Genomic DNA, 20,309 nt, shown 5'->3' with positions numbered 1-20,309 from the left:
GGGTTTAGCATGAGAAGCGACAAAGCCAAAAAGGGCATTGAACGGGCGCCGCACCGTTCGCTGATGAAGGCATCGGGCTATACGGACTGGGAGATTGACCGTCCCTGGATCGGGGTGGTGAACGCTTATAACGCGATAATTCCGGGACATGTGCACCTGAAGCGCATCGCCGAGGCGGTAAAGATCGGGATTTATGCCGCGGGGGGGCTGCCCATCGAGTTCCCCGTCATCGGCGTCTGCGACGGGATCGCGATGAACCATATCGGCATGAAGTTTTCGCTCCCCAGCCGGGAGATCGTCATGGACTCGATCGAAATCATGACGCAGGGGCACGCCCTGGACGCCCTGGTTATGGTCACCAACTGCGACAAGATCATTCCCGGCATGGCGATGGCGGCGGCGGAGTTGAACGTCCCCTCGATCGTGGTCAGCGGCGGGCCGATGCTGGCGGGGCTGCATAACGGAAAAGAGATCGACCTTGCCACTGTTTTTGAGGCCGTGGGCAAGCACCTTGCCGGCAACCTGACCGATGCCGAACTGGGGGAGATAGAAAACTCCGCCTGTCCCGGCTGCGGCTCTTGCGCGGGGATGTTCACCGCCAACACGATGAACTGCATGATGGAGGCGATTGGCCTCGGTCTGCCGGGAAACGGAACCATCCCCGCCGTCTATTCCGAACGGGACCGCCTGGCCAAGGAAGCGGGGCGCAAGATCATGGAACTCATAGAAAGGAATATCCGCCCCCGCGACATCCTGACAAAAGAGGCGTTCGAAAACGCCATCGCCGTCGATCTCGCCCTGGGGGGCTCCACCAACACCGCCCTCCATTTGCCTGCAATCGCCCATGCGGCGGGGATCGAGCTGCCGATCGAACTTTTCAACACGATCGCGGAGCGGGTTCCCCATCTGTGCAACATGAGCCCCGGCGGCAGTCACCATATCCAGGACCTTTACCGCGCCGGCGGCGTCCAGGCCGTCATGGCCCGTCTGGCAGAAGGAGGCCTGCTGCGGCAGGAGCTCATCACCGCCACCGGGAAAACCGTCGGGGAAAACCTGCGCGGAGTCCGCGTCAGGGATGAAAACGTGATCCGCCCGCTGGCCGCTCCGTACCATGCCAAAGGCGGACTCGCAGTGCTCAGGGGAACGCTCGCCCCCCTGGGCGGCATTGTCAAGCAGTCGGCCGTGGCCGACGAGATGCTCGTCCATACCGGGCCGGCCCGGGTGTTTGAAAGCGAGGAGGCCGCCTATCAGGCCATCCGCGAAAAAACCATCAAGGACGGAGACGTACTGGTGATCCGCTACGAGGGGCCAAAAGGCGGGCCGGGGATGCGCGAAATGCTTACCCCCACCTCCGCCCTGGCCGGGATGGGGATGGACAAAACCGTCGCCCTGATCACCGACGGGCGCTTCAGCGGCGCCAGCCGGGGCGCCTCCATCGGCCATGTATCGCCGGAGGCGGCCGCGGGCGGCCCGATCGCGCTGGTGCAGGAAGGGGATATGATTGCCATTGATATCCCCGCGAAAAAGCTTGATCTCCTTGTGGATGAAAAGGAGCTGGAGCGCCGCCGCGCCGCCTGGAAACCCTACGAACAGCCGGTGGACAGCCCCTTTTTGAACCGGTATCGCCGGGTCGTCACCTCCGGCAACCGGGGCGCGGTGCTGTGCTAATTAGTTAGAATTATTGGATGCAAAATGACGAGTCGTCCCTGGTTAAAAACCTTTCCGTCGCTCCAGGAACGTGATTTCCGCGTCCTTTGGGCAGGGATGCTGCCGGGCATTCTGGCGATTCAGATGAATTTCTTTACCAATGGCTATCTTGCCTTCGAGCTGACCGGCAAGGCAGCGTCAATCGGCCTGATATCACTCGGATTCGGCATTCCCATGCTCTGTTTCTCCCTGCCGGCTGGCGTAATCGCCGACCGGTATTCCAAGCGGATGATTTTATTGGCCTCCCAGGGAGTTACCACCGCCGCCGCCCTGCTCATGGCCGTTTTAGTGATATCAAGCGCCCTCGGAATATGGCAGATGGCAGCCATCTCCTTGCTTCAGGGAACCGCCTTCTCCTTTCAAATGCCGGCCCGCCAGTCCTTTATAGCTGAACTCGTCAGCCCTAAATATTTGCTGAACGCGATTGCCTTAAACAGCGCCGGGTTCAATGCCTGCCGGGTTATCGGCCCGCCGCTTGCCGGGTGGCTGATCGGCATCAGTTGGATAAACGCGGGCGGTGTCTATCTGCTGATGGCCGCCATGTATGTTTTGGTAATCCCCGGCATTCTTAGAATCCCCGACCGCGCCCAAAGGAAAGAAACTGGCGCAAAGGGGTGGCAATCTTTCGTTCAGGGAATTTCCTATATCCGGGGAAACGCGGTTCTGCTGGCGCTGCTTGTATTGAGCATTGCCCCGATCATCCTCGGCATGCCCTTCCAGGCCCTGATGCCGGTATTTGCAAAAAATATCTTCGCCGTGGGCCCCAGGGGCCTGGGGATGCTGATGATGGCAAACGGCGCCGGCGCCATCGCCGGGTCGCTTGCCATCGCCTCTTCAGTCAGTCTCAAGCGGCCCGGCATGGTTCAGCTTGCCCTCGGGGCTCTCCTGGGGACAACGCTGGCGATTTTTGCCTTCAGCGGTTCTTTTTACCTGGCGCTGCCAATGCTCTTTGTCATCGGCATCGCCTCCTCAGGCTATCTTTCCCTGAACGCCACCCTCATCATGGGCCGCTCAGAAAGGCAATATCACGGCCGCGTCATGAGCGTTTACATGCTGACCTTTTCCGCCCTGCCTCTGGGAAACATGCTCATGAGCCTTTTGACCGACGCCTTCGGAGTTCAGGCAGCGGTAGGGACGGGCGGGATTTTACTGGCCTTTGCGGTCATCATCTTCGGTCTTTCCAGCCGCGCCTATCGCGGGATATGAACCCTCGCCGCCTGCAAACATTTGTTTTGCGTCTAATCGTTCTTTACGGTATATTCCGCGCCTCGCCGTTTTGTCTATAGTCGAAGACAGGCAACGGGGGCGGTCTTTTTTATGGAGAGCGGATAATGTTTGGAAAAGCGGCGCTTATCGGTTTTATCTTGGGGATAATGTTGGCCTTCGGGGGCTCGGCCGCGGCGTTGACGCTGCAGGATGCCTTGGCAAAGGCGCGGGAAAACCTCCCCTCCTATCAGGCGGTGAAAAAAAAGGTGGAGGCGGCTGACGCTTCGTATCAAGCGACACTTGGTTCCTACCTTCCCAGCCTGGATGCATCCGCACAGGCGGATCGGTACTATAGAAGCAGCGACGATTACAGCACAAAGGGCTACGGCGCGACGCTTTCTTACGGCCTCTTCAATCCCCGGCGCCGTCCGGTGCGGGATATAGCGGGGTTCAATCTCGAAACGCAAAAGGAAGAGCTGCGGAAAAATCTGCTCGAACTCGACTATCGGGTCAAGGTCGTCTTTTACACGGCGCTGGCCGATAAAAATATCCTTGAACAGCGCCGGATACAACTAAAGAACGCCCAGACGGATTACGACATCGCCGAAGGGAGGCGCAAGCTCGGCGTCGCGCGGCTCTCCGAGGCGCTGCAGGCCTCCGTCCGTCTCGAACAGGCCCGTTTCAACGTCGTTCAGGCAGAAGGAAACCTCAACAAGGCCGTTTCCGAACTCTCTTCCCTGATCGGCAAAACGGAGCTTGATGTTCATAATGCATACGAAAACAATAGCTTGACCGATCTTCCGGAAGGTACGTTTTCGTTCGACAGCGCCCCCCCGGAGTTCAACCCCCTCGCCGACGCCACGCTTCAGCGGCCGGAAATACGCCAGGCGGAAATCGCCCTGAAAACGGCCCAAAGCAACCTTTCCCTGTCCGGGGCCGATTTTTATCCAACCCTGTCCGCCAACCTCTCGTACAGCCGGGGGGATGCGGGCACGTCGGGAACAAGGATGGTGGAAGACAAAAACATCGGGTTGACAGCATCCTGGAATATCTTCGAACTGGGCAAATTCTACCGGAGGAAAGCTGCGGGAATCGAGATTGCGATTTCCGACGAAAACATCAAGGAGCTCAAAAGGCAACTCCTGCTCGATTGCCGCAAGGGGTGGGAGGATCTCGCGACGGCGATGCGCAACAATAAGGTTGCCGGCGCTCAACTTCAGCAGGCAACCCAGAACTACGAACAGGCCTTTGGCGAATACAAGGTCGGCGTGGGGGACATTCTGTCGCTGGTCCAGGCGGAAAGCCTCCTGGCCGGCGCGCGGGAACAACTGATTGCCGCAGAGTTGAATGTCGCTTTGGCCACAGCCCTTCTGGAAAAAATATCGGGAAAACAGCTCTGATTAGACAAACGCAAAAGAAATCTGTGTCTTACGAGGAAATAACGTGAAGAAAAAATTGTTGTGGGCAGTTGTTCTGATTGCAATACTGAGCGCGGGAGGATTTGCCGGATACAAAAAGCTGTACCCCGAACCGCAGACCCAGGTTCTCGAGACAGGACGGGTGGAAAAGGGCAATATCCGAGGCGTGCTGGTCGAAACCGGGATCATCAAATCCCAGGTGGGGGCAGTGGTCAAAATCGGCGCCCGGGCGACAGGCAGACTGGATAAAATGCTCGTCAAGGTGGGAGACCGGGTCAAGGCCGGACAGTTTATCGCCAAAATAGACGACCGGGAAACCCTGAAGGCGATCGAACAGCAGAAGGCCGCCCTGCGCGCCGCCCAGAGCACCCTGGCGCAGACCAAACTTACCTACCCGCAGAAAATAAAGGAGGCGGAAGCGAATTGGAGCTACGCCCGCATTGCCTACGAGCGCCAGCAGGAACTGCTCAAAAGGGAATACACTACAAAAGACGCGCTGGACCGGGCGCAGAATCAATCCCTGGCGGCGGAGGCGGTTTTGCAGCGACTCAAAGAGGAGTTCGTCACGCAAGAGCAGATCGCCAATTCCACGATCAAGGAAATAACGGCCCAGATCGAACAGCAGGAGATCCGGCTTTCCTATACGCGCATCTATTCGCCGCTTTCCGGGATCGTCGCCGATGTCACCGGGCAGGAGGGCGAAACGATCGTCGCCGGGCTTCAGGTGGCCAACCTCGTTACGGTTCTCGATCCGACGCGACTCGAAATGTGGACTTATATTGACGAAACCGATGTCGGCCGGGCAAAAAATGGGCAGGTAGTCGAATACACCGTCGATACCTTCCCCGACCGCACCTTCAAAAGCTCCATCGAGCGGATCAACCCCCAGCCGGTCGTCAAGGACAACATCGTTTATTACCTCGCAACGGTGAAGGTCTCCCCCGCCGACGCGGCCTTCCTCCGTCCGGAAATGACAACCCATGTGAAGATCGTCCTGAACGAAAAGTCAGACGTGCTGACGGTTCCGAACGCCGCGATCAAATTCGAAAAAGGACGTCAGATAGCATATAAAGCACAGAAAGGTTCCCACTCCGTCCAAAAGGTGCAGTTGAAGCTCGGCATCCGCGGTGAAGAGCGCACCGAGGTTCTCGCCGGGGTTGCCGAGGGAACCGAGCTTGCGACAAAACTCGTCCTGCCGATCGCGCCCAGGAACGGCACTGTCAAAAACGCCAGTGGAAGTCGTCCATGACCGCACTATGCCTGATGGAAAATGTTACAAAGACCTTCAGCCTCGGCGAAAACATATCCGTCGAGGTGCTGAAGGGAATCGACCTGGCGGTTGACAAAGGGGAATTCATCGCCATCATGGGCACGTCGGGCTCGGGAAAATCCACGCTGATGAACCTGATCGGCTGCCTCGACGTACCCACCTCCGGACGCTATCTGTTAGCCGGGCAGGAGGTGCTGGGACTGCAGGACGATGCCCTTTCCGAACTTCGCAACACCCATATCGGCTTTGTTTTTCAGAGTTTCTATCTTCTCCCCTATGCGACGGTTCTGGAAAATGTCCTGCTGCCGACGCTATACCGGGAAAAAGGGGGGGGACACATTGAGAAGCACGCCGTTGAACTTCTCCACCTGGTCGGCCTCGAAAAGCGGATGAACTTTCGTCCGAACCGGCTCTCCGGAGGGGAACAGCAGCGGACAGCCATCTGTCGGGCCTTGATGAACGACCCGGAGATGATCCTTGCCGACGAGCCGACCGGTCAATTGGACAGCAAAACCGCCGCGGAAATCATGAACCTGCTTGCCGAAATGAACAAAAAAGGCAAAACCGTAATCCTCGTGACCCACGACGCGGCAATTGCCGCCTGCGCCCAGCGGATCATCCGGATAAAAGACGGTGTCATCATCGATGAGTAGAATCATCAACATCCTCTCCCAGTCGCTTGCAGCGGTCATTGCCCTGAAACTGCGGAGTTTTTTCTGCATTCTCAGCATCGCCATCGGCATTTCGGCAATCACGATCATCGTCGCCACAACCGAGGGCGCCTTTCAAAAAGCCTACGATATTGTGGATGTCTTCGGCCCCGACGCCGTTTTGATTGTCGGCGGCTCGGAGGAGTCGCGGGCGATTACCCGGCGTGTAAAGACTCTGACGATTGCGGACGCAGATGCGATCCGCGCCTCGTTCGGCACCGCCTACCTCGTTGTCCCGATGAGCAGCCTCCGCAATGTAACCGTCTCCTACCTGGGAAACCGCTACGCCTCCCAGGTTGTCGGCTCAACAAGCGATTACAGCGTCGCCTGGAGCTGGCCGGTCGTGGAGGGATCGGATTTCACCGAAGAAGACCTCAAACGTTCCGCAAACGTTGCCTTGATCGGCAGCGAAACCATGCATGAGCTTTTCGGCGAGGAAAACCCTGTCGGCAAGTTTATCCAGGTAAGAACGATTCCCGTTCAGGTGGTCGGCGTCCTTTTGGAAAGGGGGGCCTCGATGGGAGGCGGCAACCTCGACAATCGGGTGGTGATGCCGATTACAACCGTCATGAAAAAGCTGCAGAACGAGGCAAAATACGTCTCGGTGCTGCGGGTGCGTTTCGAGGATGTTGAAAACATCGATCTGCGCATGGAGGAACTCAAGGAATTCCTGCGGATGCGGCATCGCATTCCCGCGCGGGAAGTGGACGACTTTCAGATATTCTCTTCCAAGGACATCATAAAATTTCTCGTCGCCCTGACCGGCTCGCTGATCGTCTTTGTCGGCATCGTCGGCATCATCTCGCTTGTCGTCGCCGGCTTTGTCCTGGCCAACCTCTTCCATCTGTCCGTCCGGGAGCGCACCGGGGAGATCGGCATCCGCCGTTCGGTCGGTGCAAAAAAACGGGACATCCTGTACCAGTTTCTCGGCGAGGCCCTGCTTCTAACCACGGCGGGCGGCGCCTGCGGCTTTCTTTTGGGCTTTGCCGGTGCCAAACTGCTCCAGAAACTGGCCGATTTCCCGATCTATTTTTCCTGGAAGGCCTTCGTGATCGGGCTTATCCTCTCGTGGATTGTCGGCATTGCCTTTGGCCTCCAGCCGGCCTCCCGCGCGGCCAACCTGAAACCCATCGAAGCGATCCGGGGCTGAACATGAAGAGAATCATCCTCAATTTGAAAATCGCCCTCGGCGCCCTCGGCAACTACCGGCTCCGGACGGCGCTCGCCGTGCTCGGGGTGTTTTTCGGGACGCTGTCCCTGGTTATCGTGGGCAACCTTTCCGACTCTCTCTCATTAAAAACGGCACAGGAAATCGACAATCTCGGCAAAAATCTTGTCATTGTCTTCAGCGGCCAGTTCCATCAGCACGGCCCGCGGACTTCCCTGACGAGCCGCTCCACCACCCTGACACGGGAAGACGGCACGGCCATTTTGGACTCGCTGCCCGCGGCAACCCAGGTTGCGCCGGCAGGGATGAAGGCCTTCCCCATCCGCTACAGAAACTCGGTATTGAAAGCCATCGCCGTCAACGGCGTTACCCCCAATTTTCTGGAAGTCCGCAATTTTGAGATTGCCGAGGGAAACTCGATAACCGACGACGATGACAAAAACCAGCGGAAGGTCGCCGTGCTCGGTCCGGCCACCGCCGAAAAACTTTTCGGCAAGGAAAACCCGGTGGGAAAAACCATCCTGATCTGGCGGGTTCCCTGCCTGGTCATCGGCATTACGATTGCCAAGGGCTCCGATATCGCGGGAAATGACCAGGATAACCAGATATTCATCCCGCTCAAGACCTTCTTGCGCACCTTTACCAACCAGGATTATGTCAATTCTCTCTATATTCAGGCGGCAAGCGGCAACGCCATCGCGACCCTGCAGGCGGACATCGCTGCACTTTTGCGGATGCGGCACAGGATAAAGGAAGGATTTAAAGACGATTTCACCGTTGTCGATTTGAAGGACGTCAACGCCCTGAAAAATGACGCGATGGGCATGATCACGATCCTGGGCAGAACCGCGGCGGCGGCATCCTTTCTGATCGGCGCCCTCGGGATTCTGTCGATCATGATTCTGATCGTGAACGAACGGCGGATAGAGATCGGGATCCGCCGGGCGGTAGGAGCGCGCCGGCACGATATCATTCTGCAATTCCTGCTCGAATCCTCCTTCATTTCCGTGACCGGAGGCCTGATCGGGATTCTCGCGGGAATCCTGGCCAGCCTTGCCATCGCCAGGATTCTGGGCTATCCGGCAACCATCTCCGTGCCGGGACTTATTCTCTCCTTCGCCGCCTCGGCCCTCTCCGGGATCCTCGCGGGGATCTACCCCTCGGTCAAGGCGATCCAGATCAACCCGGTTGATATCATCCGCTCCTGAAAATTGCCGGTAATAAAAAATATGTGGTATGAGCGCCGCAAACAGATATTACAACGGAGGTCGAAATGAGAAGCCTGTTGAATGGTTATCCGGTAGTGATAAAAACGCCTGTGGCCTGGGGGGAGATGGATGCCTTCCAGCATGTCAACAACATCATCTATTTAAGGTATTTCGAAAGCGCCCGGATTGCCTATTTTTACAAGCTGGACATGATCGAGGCAATGGCCAGGACGGGTATCGGCCCGATTCTCGCCTCCCTCTCCTGCAAATTCAAGGTGCAGATCACATATCCGGACGATGTTCTGATCGGCGCCAAAGTTACAAACATCGGAGAACACAGTTTTATGATGGGCTACGGCGTTTTTAGCGTAAGCCATCAGAAAATGGCCGCCGAGGGCGAGGGGCTGATCGTGACCTTCAATTATCAGGAAAACAGGAAGGTCTCCGTGCCGGAGGAACTAAGACAGAGAATATTGAAACTCGAGGGCCAAAGCGGAACCACCCCGCTTCTTTGAGCGGAGGAAAATCAGAGCCTTTGAGCAATTCCCTGTATTGAGCCTTTTGAATTTCTCGCGAAACTCAGCAAATCGTCACACCGTCGAACATTATTTGGGGGCAGATTTAAAATCTGTCCCCAAAGACCCTACAAACAACTTAGAACCGTAAAAAGAACCAGCGGCGACAAATATGGACTGCGCGTCTTGCGGTTTTTAACTCCAACTCGGAGCGGCGGCCGACGGCGGCGTCTCCTTAGCCGGGGCGATCTTCCGGTGACGCACAACGCCATATATCGTTGCCGGCAGCACAATGGCGGCCGCCAGCAAGGCAACGAAGCCGTTCGGATGGAACATTATCACTATAGAAATGACAGCCAGCGCCGTGCATAGTGCAATGTTCGCAACCCGGCCGCTGACGAACTGTCCGAAAATGGCAAAGGATATTCCGCAACAGCCCACCGCCACAAGCAGCGTGTCGCTGATCTGACCCCAGCCCGGACTGACAACAATTTTAGTGCGGATGAAAATGGCAAAGGTCATGATGGTAATCGGCAGGCACATCTTCAGAGCCTGCCACATGGTATTCATGAAGGAGGCATCGGCAATGCGCGCCGAGACGGCAGCGGTAAGCGAAGTCGGCGGCGACAACTCGCCCCAGACGGCGATCAAAAAGGCGAAGAAATGGGCGATCCAGGGATCGACGCCGAGTTTGCGCAACGGGTCAACAATGATAACCGCAAGGAGGATATAGGTCGCCGTCGGCGGCAGGCCGGTGCCGACGAGCCAGCCGAAGATCCAGGCCATCAATACCAGGGCGATGATGTTCCATTCACCGACGCGCAGGAGCATCCCCCCCATACGGTTGATAAACCCGGTCACCGTGAACAAGCCGATCATGATGCCGAGGGTGGCCAGCAGCAGGAGCAGATAGGAGGTCATCTCGGCGTGCGTCTCAATCATTTTGCGGATGTTCTTGAAAAGTGCATCCCTGTCCGTCGCCGGATCCTTTTTCACATACTTGAAATAATAAAAAAGAAGGAGGAGGAGGATTAACATCAACGAGCCGGCATAGAGACCGGCCAACTGCTCGCCGAAGTTGAACACACCCATAATGATTGTCAAATAGATGATCCCGATGAAGAAAACCGCCGTCTTGAGCTGCTCATAGATCGGCATGGTTGCTCCCTCGATCGGCGAGCCGGGCATCTTGCTTATGCTCATTAAATATACGGATAAAGAGAGCGTGGAGTAGTAAATAAAGGCGAGGGAAAAGCCGCGAATCACCACGCTCCAGTAAGAGACGCCGAGGAATTCCGCCATCACGAAACCGGCCACCGCCATCACGGGCGGCATTATCAGCCCTCCCATCGACGACGCCGTTTCCACCGCCGCGGCGAACACCCCCGGAACGCCGTAGCGCTTCATCAGCGGGATCGTGAAGGCGCCGACTACCGTGGCATTGGCCGCGCCGCTGCCGCTGATCATGCCAACCGCCGTCGAAGCAAGCACCGCCGTCTGGGGAATCGTGTGCCGCGACTTGCCGGCGATTCGGCGCATAAAACTGACCATCGCCTCCTGGGCATTAAAGCCGCTCGCCGCCGCCGCCAGCAGTAAAAACGCCGCAATCGTCGTCAGCGCAATCTGCGCGTATTGCCCGTAGATGCCGGTAGAGAGCTCCACTGTGCTCGAGGTAATCACCCGGTAGAAGGAAGCGCCCGGGTGCCAGAAAAAATCTATCGGGCTCAGATATCCCCAGAGAGTATAGATGAGCAGCACCACATTCATCCAGAACAGCTCACTGTTTGTTATCCGCGACAGTTCCATGACCAGACCAAAAACCAGAAGACCCATGACGAAGTCCTCCCGGGTGTAGGAACCTTGCCGCCAGATCGAGATGGCCTCGTATTCCATGTGAAAATGGTAGAAGGCATAGACGCAAATGGCCAGATAGATTATGACGATGATGTTGTTGGCAAGTTCCGGAAGGCGTTTGTACATGAAGCCGTTCTTGTGTAAATGCAGAATTCTCACCGCCAGGGCGACCGGCACGAGATTAGCCACCAGTTCCATAGGACCGCCGAAGCCGGTATAGAAATACCAGCAAAGCCAGGCGAACATGACAAGCGATAAAAGGAAGATCAGATTCTGAATATTGAATTTGTTAGAAATCCGTTTACCCTGCATTGTTTCCCCCCTGATTTGCCTGAATCATTTTAAAAATACGCCTGCCATCGGCGGCATCTATAAATGCGGGAATCTGGACGGGAACAGCCGCCATTGCAGCGCTTTGTCCCGTCCAGACGCAATCAGTGCGAAGGATTACTTTCCGGCAATCTTCCACTTGTTGTCCCATGCCTTCTTTTCTTTCAGGAACTTCGCCATTCCCGCGTGCACCGGGATGGTCGGGTTGGCGTTGATGCCTTTGACCTGCATGCCGACAAAGTCGCGCGCCATCGGCCCGAACCCGGCATCACCCTTGGCAAGATTTTCACGCTCGGCGTAGAACTTGTTCAGCATCTTATAGACGACATCCTCGGGCATATCGGCGCGAACGTTGTAAGCGAACAGAATCGGCACGCCCAGAATGGTCTTCACGCCGACGTCCTTGCTGAATGCCTGTTTGGGATCTACCTCCACCGGGGCGAGACCGGCCGCTGTCAGTTTTTTCACCTCATCGGGAGAGGGATTGATTATCTTGAGGTCGGTGCGCAGCTCTGTCTCACGCCAGTAGGACGCAAGCGATTTTCCGGCCGTTGTGTAGGCTACGGCGCCTGCAATAGTGCCGCTCTGCAGGGAGTCGCCCTGGGCCGCCTCACCGATCTGGAGGTGTTTGAACTGATACCCAAGCGCCTTGAAAATACGCTGGAAATTCAACCAGTTCATAAAGCCGGCGGGGGTAAAGAAAACCGGTTTGCCGCTGAAATCTCCCCATGACTTGTAAGCGCCTGCCTTCGGGGCGTAAACGGCCATGAACGACTCCATCTGATAGGCATACCAGGCATGCACCATCTGCGATTTGGCGGGTTTGTAGTCTTTGAAGCTGCCCGTGCCGTCATAAACCTGGGTCATCCCGACGTCGGCCGTATAGCCGATTTCCGCGTTGCCGTCCATCGTCGCCTTCATGGCGGCGGTCGTGGAAGGATACGGGTTGACGGTGACCGTGTATTCGCCGCCGAGCGCGTCCTCCAGCACCTTGATCATCTGCGCCGCGACCTTGTAGCCGTAAGAACCCGTGCTGGATGTGGCCCAGCGGATGGACTTGCGCTCCGCCGCGTTGGCCGGACTGATCGTCGCAACGGCGAAGAATACGGCAATAATCGCCATACTTACCAAAAACGTGTACCTTGATCTTGCTGTCTTCATCATTTACCTCCTCCGATTTAAGCTCATTATGTAAACTGCCATCGTGCAACCTTGTGAAACCTCTAATTTATTATTGCGAATACAAGCAAAGCAATCTCATAATTACTGAATAATCGGCAATTCTCCAGCGGCGCTGCGTATCCCGCAATGAGAAAAATACGGGAATTAAAGGCGCCCGCTGCTTGTGAAATGGCATTTTACTGTCGGCATTCTCAATAAAGAGCGCTTCGCATAGAATTGCAAACCGGGAAATCACGGCCTTCTTCCGAGTTCGCCAAACAACAAACCAAGCAAAATCACGATTTACGCTGTTGCAGAAAATTTATCTGAGATTATGAATTTCTTATGTGCCCTTCGACCAGATTTTATAGAGGATGTCAAGCTTTTTTTAAGCAGGCCGCTCGTCAAGCTTTTCGATATTTCCCGGCGCCTTCTACATAAAGATCGTTCCCCCGGACGTCGTTGATGACAACTGCCGGAAAATCTATCACCTCCAGACGACGGATCGCCTCCGGTCCCAGCTCCTCATAGGCAACAACCTCCGCCTTCTTGATACTCCTGGCCAGGACGGCAGCGGCGCCGCCCGTGGCGCCGAAGTAAACGGCCTTGTATTTTCGCATCGCCTCTACGACCGCCGGGGCGCGGTTCCCCTTGCCGATCATCCCTTTCAGGCCCAATTCCATCATTTTGGGGGCGTAGGCGTCCATCCGATAACTTGTCGTCGGTCCCGCCGAACCGATAGGGTTCCCCGGCCGGGCCGGGGTCGGACCGACGTAGTAGATTATCTGGCCCTTGACGTCGATAGGCAATTCCTGGCCCGCATTGACAAGCTCGATCATCCGCTTGTGGGCAGCATCCCGTCCCGTGTAGATAATGCCGGAAATAAGAACCTTGTCGCCTATTTTCAATTTATCAGTATCTGCATCGGTCAGGGGTGTTTTCAGCCGAATTTCGTTTGCCATGCTCTTCCTCCCTTAGATAGTTGCTTCCTTATGCCTGTTTTGATGACACTGAACATTCACCGCCAAGGGGAGGCTGGCTATATGACAGGGTTCAACCTCGAAGAAAACCTCGAGCGCCGTGGTCGTGCCGCCATAACCCATCGGTCCTGTCCCGAGCTTGTTGATCAGCTCCAGCACCTCCCGCTCAAGCGCGGCGATCCCGGGATCGGGATTGCGCTCGCCCAGTTTGCGCAGCAATGCCTTCTTGGCCAGAATAGCCGTTCTTTCGAACGTTCCGCCGATTCCTACACCGACAATTATGGGCGGACAGGGATTGGAACCGGCTTCCCTGATCCGGTTGACGATGTAATCCTTTATCCCTTCAACGCCCGCCGAGGGGGCCAGCATCTGGACGCGGCTCATGTTCTCCGCCCCGCCGCCCTTCGGGACGGCCATGATTTTGATCTTTTCTCCGGGGACGATGTCGTAGTGGATGATGGCCGGGGTGTTGTCCCCCGTATTTTTTCTGGTAAAGGGATCGCAGGACGATTTGCGTAAATACCCGTCCTTGTAGGCCTGCCGCACGCCTTCGTTGAAGGCGTCTTTGATGTTCCCGCCGACAACGTGAACATCCTGACCGATATCGACGAACAGGACGGCGAGCCCCGTATCCTGGCAGAGCGGATATTCGCCTTCTGCGGCAATCCTGGCGTTTTCTTTGAGTTCCTTAAGCACTTCCCTGGCGACGGGCGATTCATCGCCGGCAATACCCCGCTCAAAAGCGGCCACAATATCCTGCCCCAAATGGTAATTCGCCTCTATCAGTAAAGCTTTCACCGTTGCAACTATCTCACTGATATTGATCTCTCTCATGGTCTTCTCCTGTTCATTGAACCTCAATACATGGCCTCAAATACGCCTGCTGTTATGTCATAATGTCATTTCGAAGGAGCCTGTCTTCTCTGCATCATCCAAGATGTCTGTTGAGTTTTTTTTGTTGCGTTGTGTCCTGTATAACAACATTTTCATAAGGTATGCAACAAATTTATGGGCAGGAATATCTGCTTTTTCAGTAGGCCGGCGACAAGTTTATTCCCCTTGGGCATTTGCTCCGGCAACTGATCGCTGAGGACATTTTTTTCTCAGTGAAAAAATTGCTGATTCTCTAATCCGCCAATACGCAATATAGTGGAGCCAATTGCAAAACTCCCAACGCTGTCATTCCCGCAACGCTTCTGGGCGGGAAAACGAAGTTTAATGTTCATAATCCATTTTTTAACTATTTGAAATCATGGATGCCCGATAAAAGCATTCGGGCATGACACGGAGTTTTGCAATTACCTCAGCGGACAATAAAATACTATGGCCTCTCTTGTGGATATGTGTTAGCTTCGGTCTGGATATTAAATTTCACTATCACTCAGGTAAGCGTAACTATGGGTTTTAACATTTCAATTGGATTGGCATTTCTGGCCGGGCTGGCCTCTTTTCTTTCCCCCTGCCTTTTCTCGCTGGTTCCAGCGTATATCGGCTACCTGGGCGGCCGGGCCGCGGGGGGTGAAAACAGGTCCGGAAATCGTTTCACGACCTTTACGCACGGTCTGGCCTTTGTGCTTGGCTTCAGCGTCGTGTTTGTGCTGCTTGGTGTCGCGGCCTCCGCCTTTGGCAGCCTGCTCTACGACCTGCGCAACTGGGTGGCGCGTATCGGCGGGATCGTGGTTATCCTTTTCGGACTGCACATGACCGGTGTTTTCCGCATCGCCTTTCTGGAGTACGATGTACGCATCCAGGGCAATCCGGACCGCAAGCGGGGATACATAACTTCTTTCCTGATGGGAATCTTTTTCTCCGCCGGATGGTCGCCCTGCATTGGTCCGGTTCTGGGCTCGATCCTGACACTCGCTGTCAAAGGCAGTTCCGTTGCCCTGGGGACCAAACTGCTTATCTCCTATTCCCTCGGTTTGGCTATTCCCTTTTTGATCGCCGCCCTGAGCATCGGGTGGTTGTCCGGGATAATCCGCCGGTACGGAAAAATGGCGCATTATGTTGAGGTAGGGATGGGCGTTGTCCTGGTCATCGTCGGTTTGATGTTGCTTTTTAATGTTTTCCAGTGGATCTCGAACTATGGACAGTTCTTCTGGATCGATTTCGGCCTTTAGTGATCTTTTTGTCAATGGTGGATAACATGGAAGAAAAAAGGGTACGTGCAGATGATGGATATCGCTTTAAACATATCATCTTTTTTGTTTTCATTATTATTGCAGCAGCGGTCTTTATTCTCTTTCAGGGGAAAGATTCATTCTTTACGTCTCATAAGCCAAGGGTCAAGGTGGGAATGCCCGCACCGAATTTTACCTTTCCGGGACTGGACGGCAAGAATATCAGCCTGGCCGATTTCAAGGGTAAAGTGGTCTTCGTCAATATCTGGGCCACATGGTGCCCCCCTTGCCGGGAAGAGATGCCCTCGATGGAAAAGCTTCATCAGGAGTTGAAGGGTAAAGACTTTGAAATCCTCGCGGTCAGCATTGACACAGCAGGGGCTGCGGCTGTCGCCCCGTTCATGAAAGAATACAAACTGAGTTTCCCGGCCCTTCTGGACCCCGAGGGGAGGATAAAAAATCTCTATGGAACGACCGGCGTTCCGGAAAGCTTTATCGTTAATAAAGAGGGGTTGATTGAAGAAATCGTTATCGGTCCGAGGGACTGGTTTACCCCTGAAGTTGTCCGTTTTTTCCGGAATCTGATCCAGAGGCCATAAAACGGCGAATCACATTGTTTATACGAGGGACAGAAACCTATTTATTTCCGTCCATTGACCTCGGACCGATACTGGAGATGTTAAGGGCCGATGCGGAGAGAGCTTGAATTTCTCATGAAATCAGCCAAATCGTCATAACGTCGACAGACAGTATCAAGTCATTTCGAGATGTTCCGGATTCCCGCCTCCGCGGGAATGACAAAGCAGGGGCATTATTCAAAGGTCTCGCGGGGGATATGCCCTGAGGAATTTGTTAAAGTTAAGCTTGTTGACAATGATGTCTGAGCGTGTTACGTTGTAACACAAATGGAGGTGATATATGAATCAAACTCTTACTATACGCATACCCGATGATCTAAGAGAAGGATTGCAAGAATTAAGCAGAAACGAGAATAAACCGGTGAGTGATATCGTGCGCGAATCCTTAAAACGATATTTGGCTATTTACCGCTTTCGAAGATTAAGAAACAGGGTGCTGCCATTTGCCGAGGCGCAAGGCATATTGTCCGATGAAGATATATTCACTATGATTTCATGAAGATAATTCTTGATACCAATGTGATCATTGCTGCTTTTGCAAGTCGTGGACTTTGCAGTGCAGTTTTTGAGCTGTGCCTTGATCGGTTTGATGTGATCTTGAGTGAAGCGATTTTAGCAGAAGTATCAATGAATTTGGAGAGAAAAATCAAACTCCCCTTACCACAAGGCAATTTAATAGTATCCTATTTGAGAGAAAATTGTCTCATTTCCGAAACGGATGACCTGGATGAATCATTGTGTAGAGATGAGAACGATATTCATGTATTGGGGCTTGCTCACCGTTCATTGGCAGATTACATAATCACCGGAGATCAGGATTTATTATGTTTGGTCAAGTATCAGAACACTCAAATGGTAACCCCAAGAGAGTTTTGGACGATAGTGAAGCAATGAATTAATGCAGAGATGCGCCCCTGTTTATTTCCCATCCCCGCGCTGGGATGGCTGAGCCCCCCCAGGATATTGAGGAGGGTGCTCTTCCCCGAACCGGGGCGAGCAAATGGTGAGATATTACGGATACTACAGCAATGTCTCGCGAGGAAAACGCCAGATGGAAGGTCTGGATCACGCCAATCCCGGATTTTTGATGGTCAAGACTCCCGCGATAAAAAGCCGCAGGACATGATCCACGCCGACCCAATATTACAGTGGACTCTAACAGTGCATCATGCCCTCCGGGCTTGGTTGTAAATCGCTTGTTACATACGCATCGACATCGGCAGGCTGAACAGCACCAGATTGATGACTCCCAACACCGCGATCAGGATCGCATAGGGCGCCAGACTGCCCCAGATTTTATCAGGGTAATTGCTCCGGCTGATCCGGTAGGCCGTGTACAGGGAACCGATCACCCCCAGGATCACCAGGCCATACTGGAGAAGCTGGATGGTCGGGCCGCTCACCAGAGCCGGGTCAATGCCATGCGCCTCCCGTCCTGCAAACATCAGGGCGGTAATATAAACGGACTTTCCCTCCGCCAGCAGATGGAACAGATTATGGGCAATGTGCCCGGCAACGTCAAGAGCGATAATCGCATAGCCGAACTTCGTGAAATTCTGCGCCAGGGTATCGCCATTGATTTTTTTGGCGACAAAACTGGCAAGGGTCAGCAAATAAATGGGTATCGGCAGGATCACCAGGAAAGTGACGGTAAAGGTCACGAAATAGTTTTTCGTATGGAGCAGGTTTTCCAGCCAGCTCAAAATCCCCTGCCACATCTCCAGCATGGTGATGTTCTGCAAAAAGACAATGCCCATAATCACGACAGCGAGGAAAGCCGCCGCCAGTTTGGGTTTATGGACAGACCACAATTCCTCGGAAGGCAGACGTCCCGTCAGCGTGAGGGAATCATGCGGGCAGGACTTCACGCAATCCCCGCACAAATTGCAATTGGCGCTGCTGTCCATGACCCGGGGGTACTCGAACATGCGGCATCCCGGAACATTCCTCGTTCCCTTGTAGCAAACCGGGTCTTTGCATTGGGCGCATTTTTCGGGAGTGCTCCGCAGGGCCAGCATACCGGTCTGCGAGTAGTTCCCGGATAGTCCTCCCAGGAAACACAGGTGACGGCAAAAAGTCCGGCGTTCCCACAGGGCGCCTGACGCCACAACCGCGGTCGTGATCATCAGCATCACGATCCCGGATACCCAGGGAGAGCTTACCATCCCGAACACATGGTCGCCCCAGGTAATGAGAATGAAGATCGCATCGATGAGCCAGATGCCGTATTTCTTCAAGAATTTGGGGACGGGCCGCTGGTGGCCCACAAACTTCTGCACCAGGTCGTTGAGCGCACCGAAGGGACAGATGGCGCACCAGAAGCGCCCCATCAGCACAAAGATAATCGGAATGAGCGGCCACCACAATACCCAGGTCAGGGCAGTGCCCAGATTGTTGTGGGCAATGGACGGGCCGAACAACAGTACATACATGATCAGAACGAAGGATACAGCCGTTGGCCACTTGATGATACCGGGATACCATTTGCTTTTGATGAATCCGCCGATTAACCGATTCTTGAGCAGATTGTATCTCGGTGCGGACGATGCCGCTTGTTGTTTCTGTAAACTCTTCATAACGCTGCCTCCTGGACGGAACTCGAACCAGATTTTTTTCTTGTCATGGCGGCAATCACGATGATCGCCGCATTAACTATCAAAAAACCCCATAACACCGGCCAGTTTGGCCCGCCCCTTTTAACGTCCACTATAAATGCCGCCGATTTTTCCTGCCCGGGAACGGCAAACATAACCTCGATCATCCATTGACCGGCCGCCGCGGTTTCCGCCTCTCCGGCATATTCACCGATTTCATGGCCGGCGGCAAGCGCCCCGGCAACCAGTGAACCGGACAAGGCTGCTTCACTCGGTGCGTGGTCGGCTTTGTCAGCCTTGCCCATATCCATACCGCCACCGCCATGAACAGAGGCCTCCTTTGGGGCGCTCCTGCCCTCGCCGGCATGGTCCGCCTTGTCCATATCCATACCGCTGCCGCCATGAACAGCGGTCTCTTTCTTCGTCCCGGTGTATTTCCTGGTAACAATGGTCACTTTCGCATTGTCCACAGGCTTTCCCTGGGCATCATGAATCCGTACGGTCAACTGGTTGTGACCGATCTGCGCCTGCCCCGCCTTAAAAGTCAATGCCACTTTATAGCCATCGACTGACTCTTCAAGACTGCTGACATGCCCCCCGCCGCTCGCCCATACCTGCCCTGCAAAGGACAAAGGCAAAGCAAGCCCGAGCATTAACGCTCGAATTACACCCAGATTAAGTTTCATCTTTCTCCCTTTACAAAGTTTTTTAAAATCCACCTGCCGCGTCTTGCTACCCGCTTTATCTTAACGACCTGAGCCAATTGCAAAACTCCCAACACTGTCATTGCCGCGACGCTTCTGGGCGGGAAAACGAAGTTTAATGTTCATAATCCAGTTTTTAACTATTTGAAATCATGGATGCCCGACAAAAGCATTCGGGCATGACACGGAGTTTTGCAATTGGCTCGACCTGTATAAAAAGCATGTGTCTTTGCCGCCCCTTTTGATCAGCCTTGAATCCGGCCGTCCTTGAGCCGGATGACTTCCCGGGCCGAGGCGGCATTCTCCGGATTGTGCGTCACCATGATGATCGTCTGGCCTTCGGCATTGAGGTCGCCCAGGAGCGCCATGATCTCGTCGCCGGTCGCGGAATCGAGATTTCCCGTCGGCTCGTCGGCCAGGATGATCGGCGGATGATTGACCAGCGCCCGGGCGATCGCCACCCGTTCCTGCTCCCCCCCGGAGAGCTGATTCGGCAGGCGCCGTCCCTTTGCCCCCAGCCCCACCTTGTCCAGCACCTGAGAAGCCGCCTCCTTCTGCCCGCCGTTCGAACCGCGGACAATGGTCAGCGGCAGCATCATGTTCTCCAGAACCGTCAGATAGGGAATCAGTTGAAAGGACTGGAAGACGAACCCGATATACTCCCTGCGGAAATCGGCCAGTTTCTCGTTGGGCAGGCCGTAGATGTCGATTCCGTCCACAATATAA

At 54.8% G+C, this 20,309-nt stretch carries 19 protein-coding genes; 12 read left to right on the top strand and 7 right to left on the bottom strand.

Annotated features, from left to right (window positions below; genetic code table 11):
• Nucleotides 1-9 precede the first annotated feature (9 nt).
• The 8 genes from ilvD to K0B01_02175 all read left to right on the top strand — a co-directional run bounded on the left by ilvD (nt 10) and on the right by K0B01_02175 (nt 9,202).
• Complete coding sequence (ilvD, locus tag K0B01_02210) at nt 10-1,668, top strand: dihydroxy-acid dehydratase (protein ID MBW6484952.1); 1,659 nt, start codon at nt 10-12, stop codon at nt 1,666-1,668.
• Between the two features lie 24 nt (nt 1,669-1,692).
• On the top strand, nt 1,693-2,913 hold the full coding sequence (locus K0B01_02205) for an MFS transporter (protein MBW6484951.1): 1,221 nt from the start codon (nt 1,693-1,695) through the stop codon (nt 2,911-2,913).
• A 125-nt stretch (nt 2,914-3,038) separates the two neighbouring features.
• The gene (locus K0B01_02200; GenBank protein ID MBW6484950.1) at nt 3,039-4,313 is read left to right on the top strand and encodes a TolC family protein; all 1,275 of its coding nucleotides are present in this window, start codon (nt 3,039-3,041) and stop codon (nt 4,311-4,313) included.
• Nucleotides 4,314-4,356: 43 nt separating this feature from the next.
• Nucleotides 4,357-5,580 carry an efflux RND transporter periplasmic adaptor subunit gene (locus K0B01_02195; protein ID MBW6484949.1) on the top strand — a complete coding sequence of 408 codons (1,224 nt, stop codon included), beginning with the start codon at nt 4,357-4,359 and terminating at the stop codon, nt 5,578-5,580.
• Nucleotides 5,577-6,254 (top strand): ABC transporter ATP-binding protein, encoded by a 678-nt coding sequence (locus K0B01_02190; protein ID MBW6484948.1) that lies wholly within the window; start codon nt 5,577-5,579, stop codon nt 6,252-6,254. Before K0B01_02195 ends, K0B01_02190 begins: the two co-directional genes overlap by 4 nt.
• Nucleotides 6,247-7,461, top strand: a complete 1,215-nt coding sequence (locus tag K0B01_02185) for an ABC transporter permease (protein ID MBW6484947.1) — start codon at nt 6,247-6,249, stop codon at nt 7,459-7,461. Before K0B01_02190 ends, K0B01_02185 begins: the two co-directional genes overlap by 8 nt.
• Before the next feature lie 2 nt (nt 7,462-7,463).
• The gene (locus K0B01_02180; protein MBW6484946.1) at nt 7,464-8,687 is read left to right on the top strand and encodes an ABC transporter permease; all 1,224 of its coding nucleotides are present in this window, start codon (nt 7,464-7,466) and stop codon (nt 8,685-8,687) included.
• Between the two features lie 65 nt (nt 8,688-8,752).
• Complete coding sequence (locus K0B01_02175; protein ID MBW6484945.1) at nt 8,753-9,202, top strand: acyl-CoA thioesterase; 450 nt, start codon at nt 8,753-8,755, stop codon at nt 9,200-9,202.
• 195 nt (nt 9,203-9,397) lie between these two features.
• On the opposite strand, the gene K0B01_02170 is transcribed toward K0B01_02175, so the two are convergent.
• The 4 genes from K0B01_02170 to K0B01_02155 form a co-directional block, all read right to left on the bottom strand.
• Complete coding sequence (locus K0B01_02170) at nt 9,398-11,368, bottom strand: TRAP transporter fused permease subunit (protein MBW6484944.1); 1,971 nt, start codon at nt 11,366-11,368, stop codon at nt 9,398-9,400.
• 135 nt (nt 11,369-11,503) lie between these two features.
• Nucleotides 11,504-12,550 carry a hypothetical protein gene (locus K0B01_02165; GenBank protein ID MBW6484943.1) on the bottom strand — a complete coding sequence of 349 codons (1,047 nt, stop codon included), beginning with the start codon at nt 12,548-12,550 and terminating at the stop codon, nt 11,504-11,506.
• A gap of 401 nt (nt 12,551-12,951) precedes the next feature.
• Nucleotides 12,952-13,509 carry a Fe-S-containing hydro-lyase gene (locus tag K0B01_02160; GenBank protein MBW6484942.1) on the bottom strand — a complete coding sequence of 186 codons (558 nt, stop codon included), beginning with the start codon at nt 13,507-13,509 and terminating at the stop codon, nt 12,952-12,954.
• 12 nt (nt 13,510-13,521) lie between these two features.
• Complete coding sequence (locus K0B01_02155; GenBank protein ID MBW6484941.1) at nt 13,522-14,361, bottom strand: fumarate hydratase; 840 nt, start codon at nt 14,359-14,361, stop codon at nt 13,522-13,524.
• Nucleotides 14,362-14,924: 563 nt separating this feature from the next.
• Here K0B01_02155 and K0B01_02150 point away from each other — a divergent pair.
• The 4 genes from K0B01_02150 (at nt 14,925) to K0B01_02135 (ending at nt 17,179) form a co-directional block, all read left to right on the top strand.
• A complete protein-coding gene (locus K0B01_02150) occupies nt 14,925-15,647 on the top strand; it encodes a cytochrome c biogenesis protein CcdA (GenBank protein ID MBW6484940.1) in 723 nt (240 codons plus the stop codon).
• 26 nt (nt 15,648-15,673) lie between these two features.
• Nucleotides 15,674-16,246: a TlpA family protein disulfide reductase gene (locus K0B01_02145; GenBank protein ID MBW6484939.1), complete on the top strand. Its 573-nt coding sequence runs from the start codon at nt 15,674-15,676 to the stop codon at nt 16,244-16,246.
• A 319-nt stretch (nt 16,247-16,565) separates the two neighbouring features.
• Nucleotides 16,566-16,784 (top strand): ribbon-helix-helix domain-containing protein, encoded by a 219-nt coding sequence (locus K0B01_02140; GenBank protein ID MBW6484938.1) that lies wholly within the window; start codon nt 16,566-16,568, stop codon nt 16,782-16,784.
• Entirely contained in the window at nt 16,781-17,179 is a 399-nt protein-coding gene (locus tag K0B01_02135; protein ID MBW6484937.1) for a putative toxin-antitoxin system toxin component, PIN family, read from the top strand. The genes K0B01_02140 and K0B01_02135 overlap by 4 nt, the downstream gene beginning before the upstream one ends.
• A 305-nt stretch (nt 17,180-17,484) precedes the next feature.
• Here the strand turns inward: K0B01_02135 and K0B01_02130 are convergent, their stop codons facing one another.
• The 3 genes from K0B01_02130 to K0B01_02120 all read right to left on the bottom strand — a co-directional run.
• Nucleotides 17,485-18,861, bottom strand: coding sequence for a 4Fe-4S binding protein (locus tag K0B01_02130; GenBank protein ID MBW6484936.1), 1,377 nt, complete (start codon nt 18,859-18,861; stop codon nt 17,485-17,487).
• Nucleotides 18,858-19,565 (bottom strand): hypothetical protein, encoded by a 708-nt coding sequence (locus tag K0B01_02125; protein ID MBW6484935.1) that lies wholly within the window; start codon nt 19,563-19,565, stop codon nt 18,858-18,860. Before K0B01_02125 ends, K0B01_02130 begins: the two co-directional genes overlap by 4 nt.
• A gap of 263 nt (nt 19,566-19,828) precedes the next feature.
• A partial coding sequence (locus K0B01_02120; protein ID MBW6484934.1) for an ABC transporter ATP-binding protein occupies nt 19,829-20,309 on the bottom strand: 481 nt, incomplete at its 5' end.

Source organism: Syntrophobacterales bacterium, from assembly GCA_019429105.1.
Lineage (GTDB): Bacteria > Desulfobacterota > Syntrophia > Syntrophales > UBA5619 > DYTH01.
Note: the sequence above shows the minus strand (reverse complement) of the source record. Positions and strands in the feature narration are given on the sequence as shown.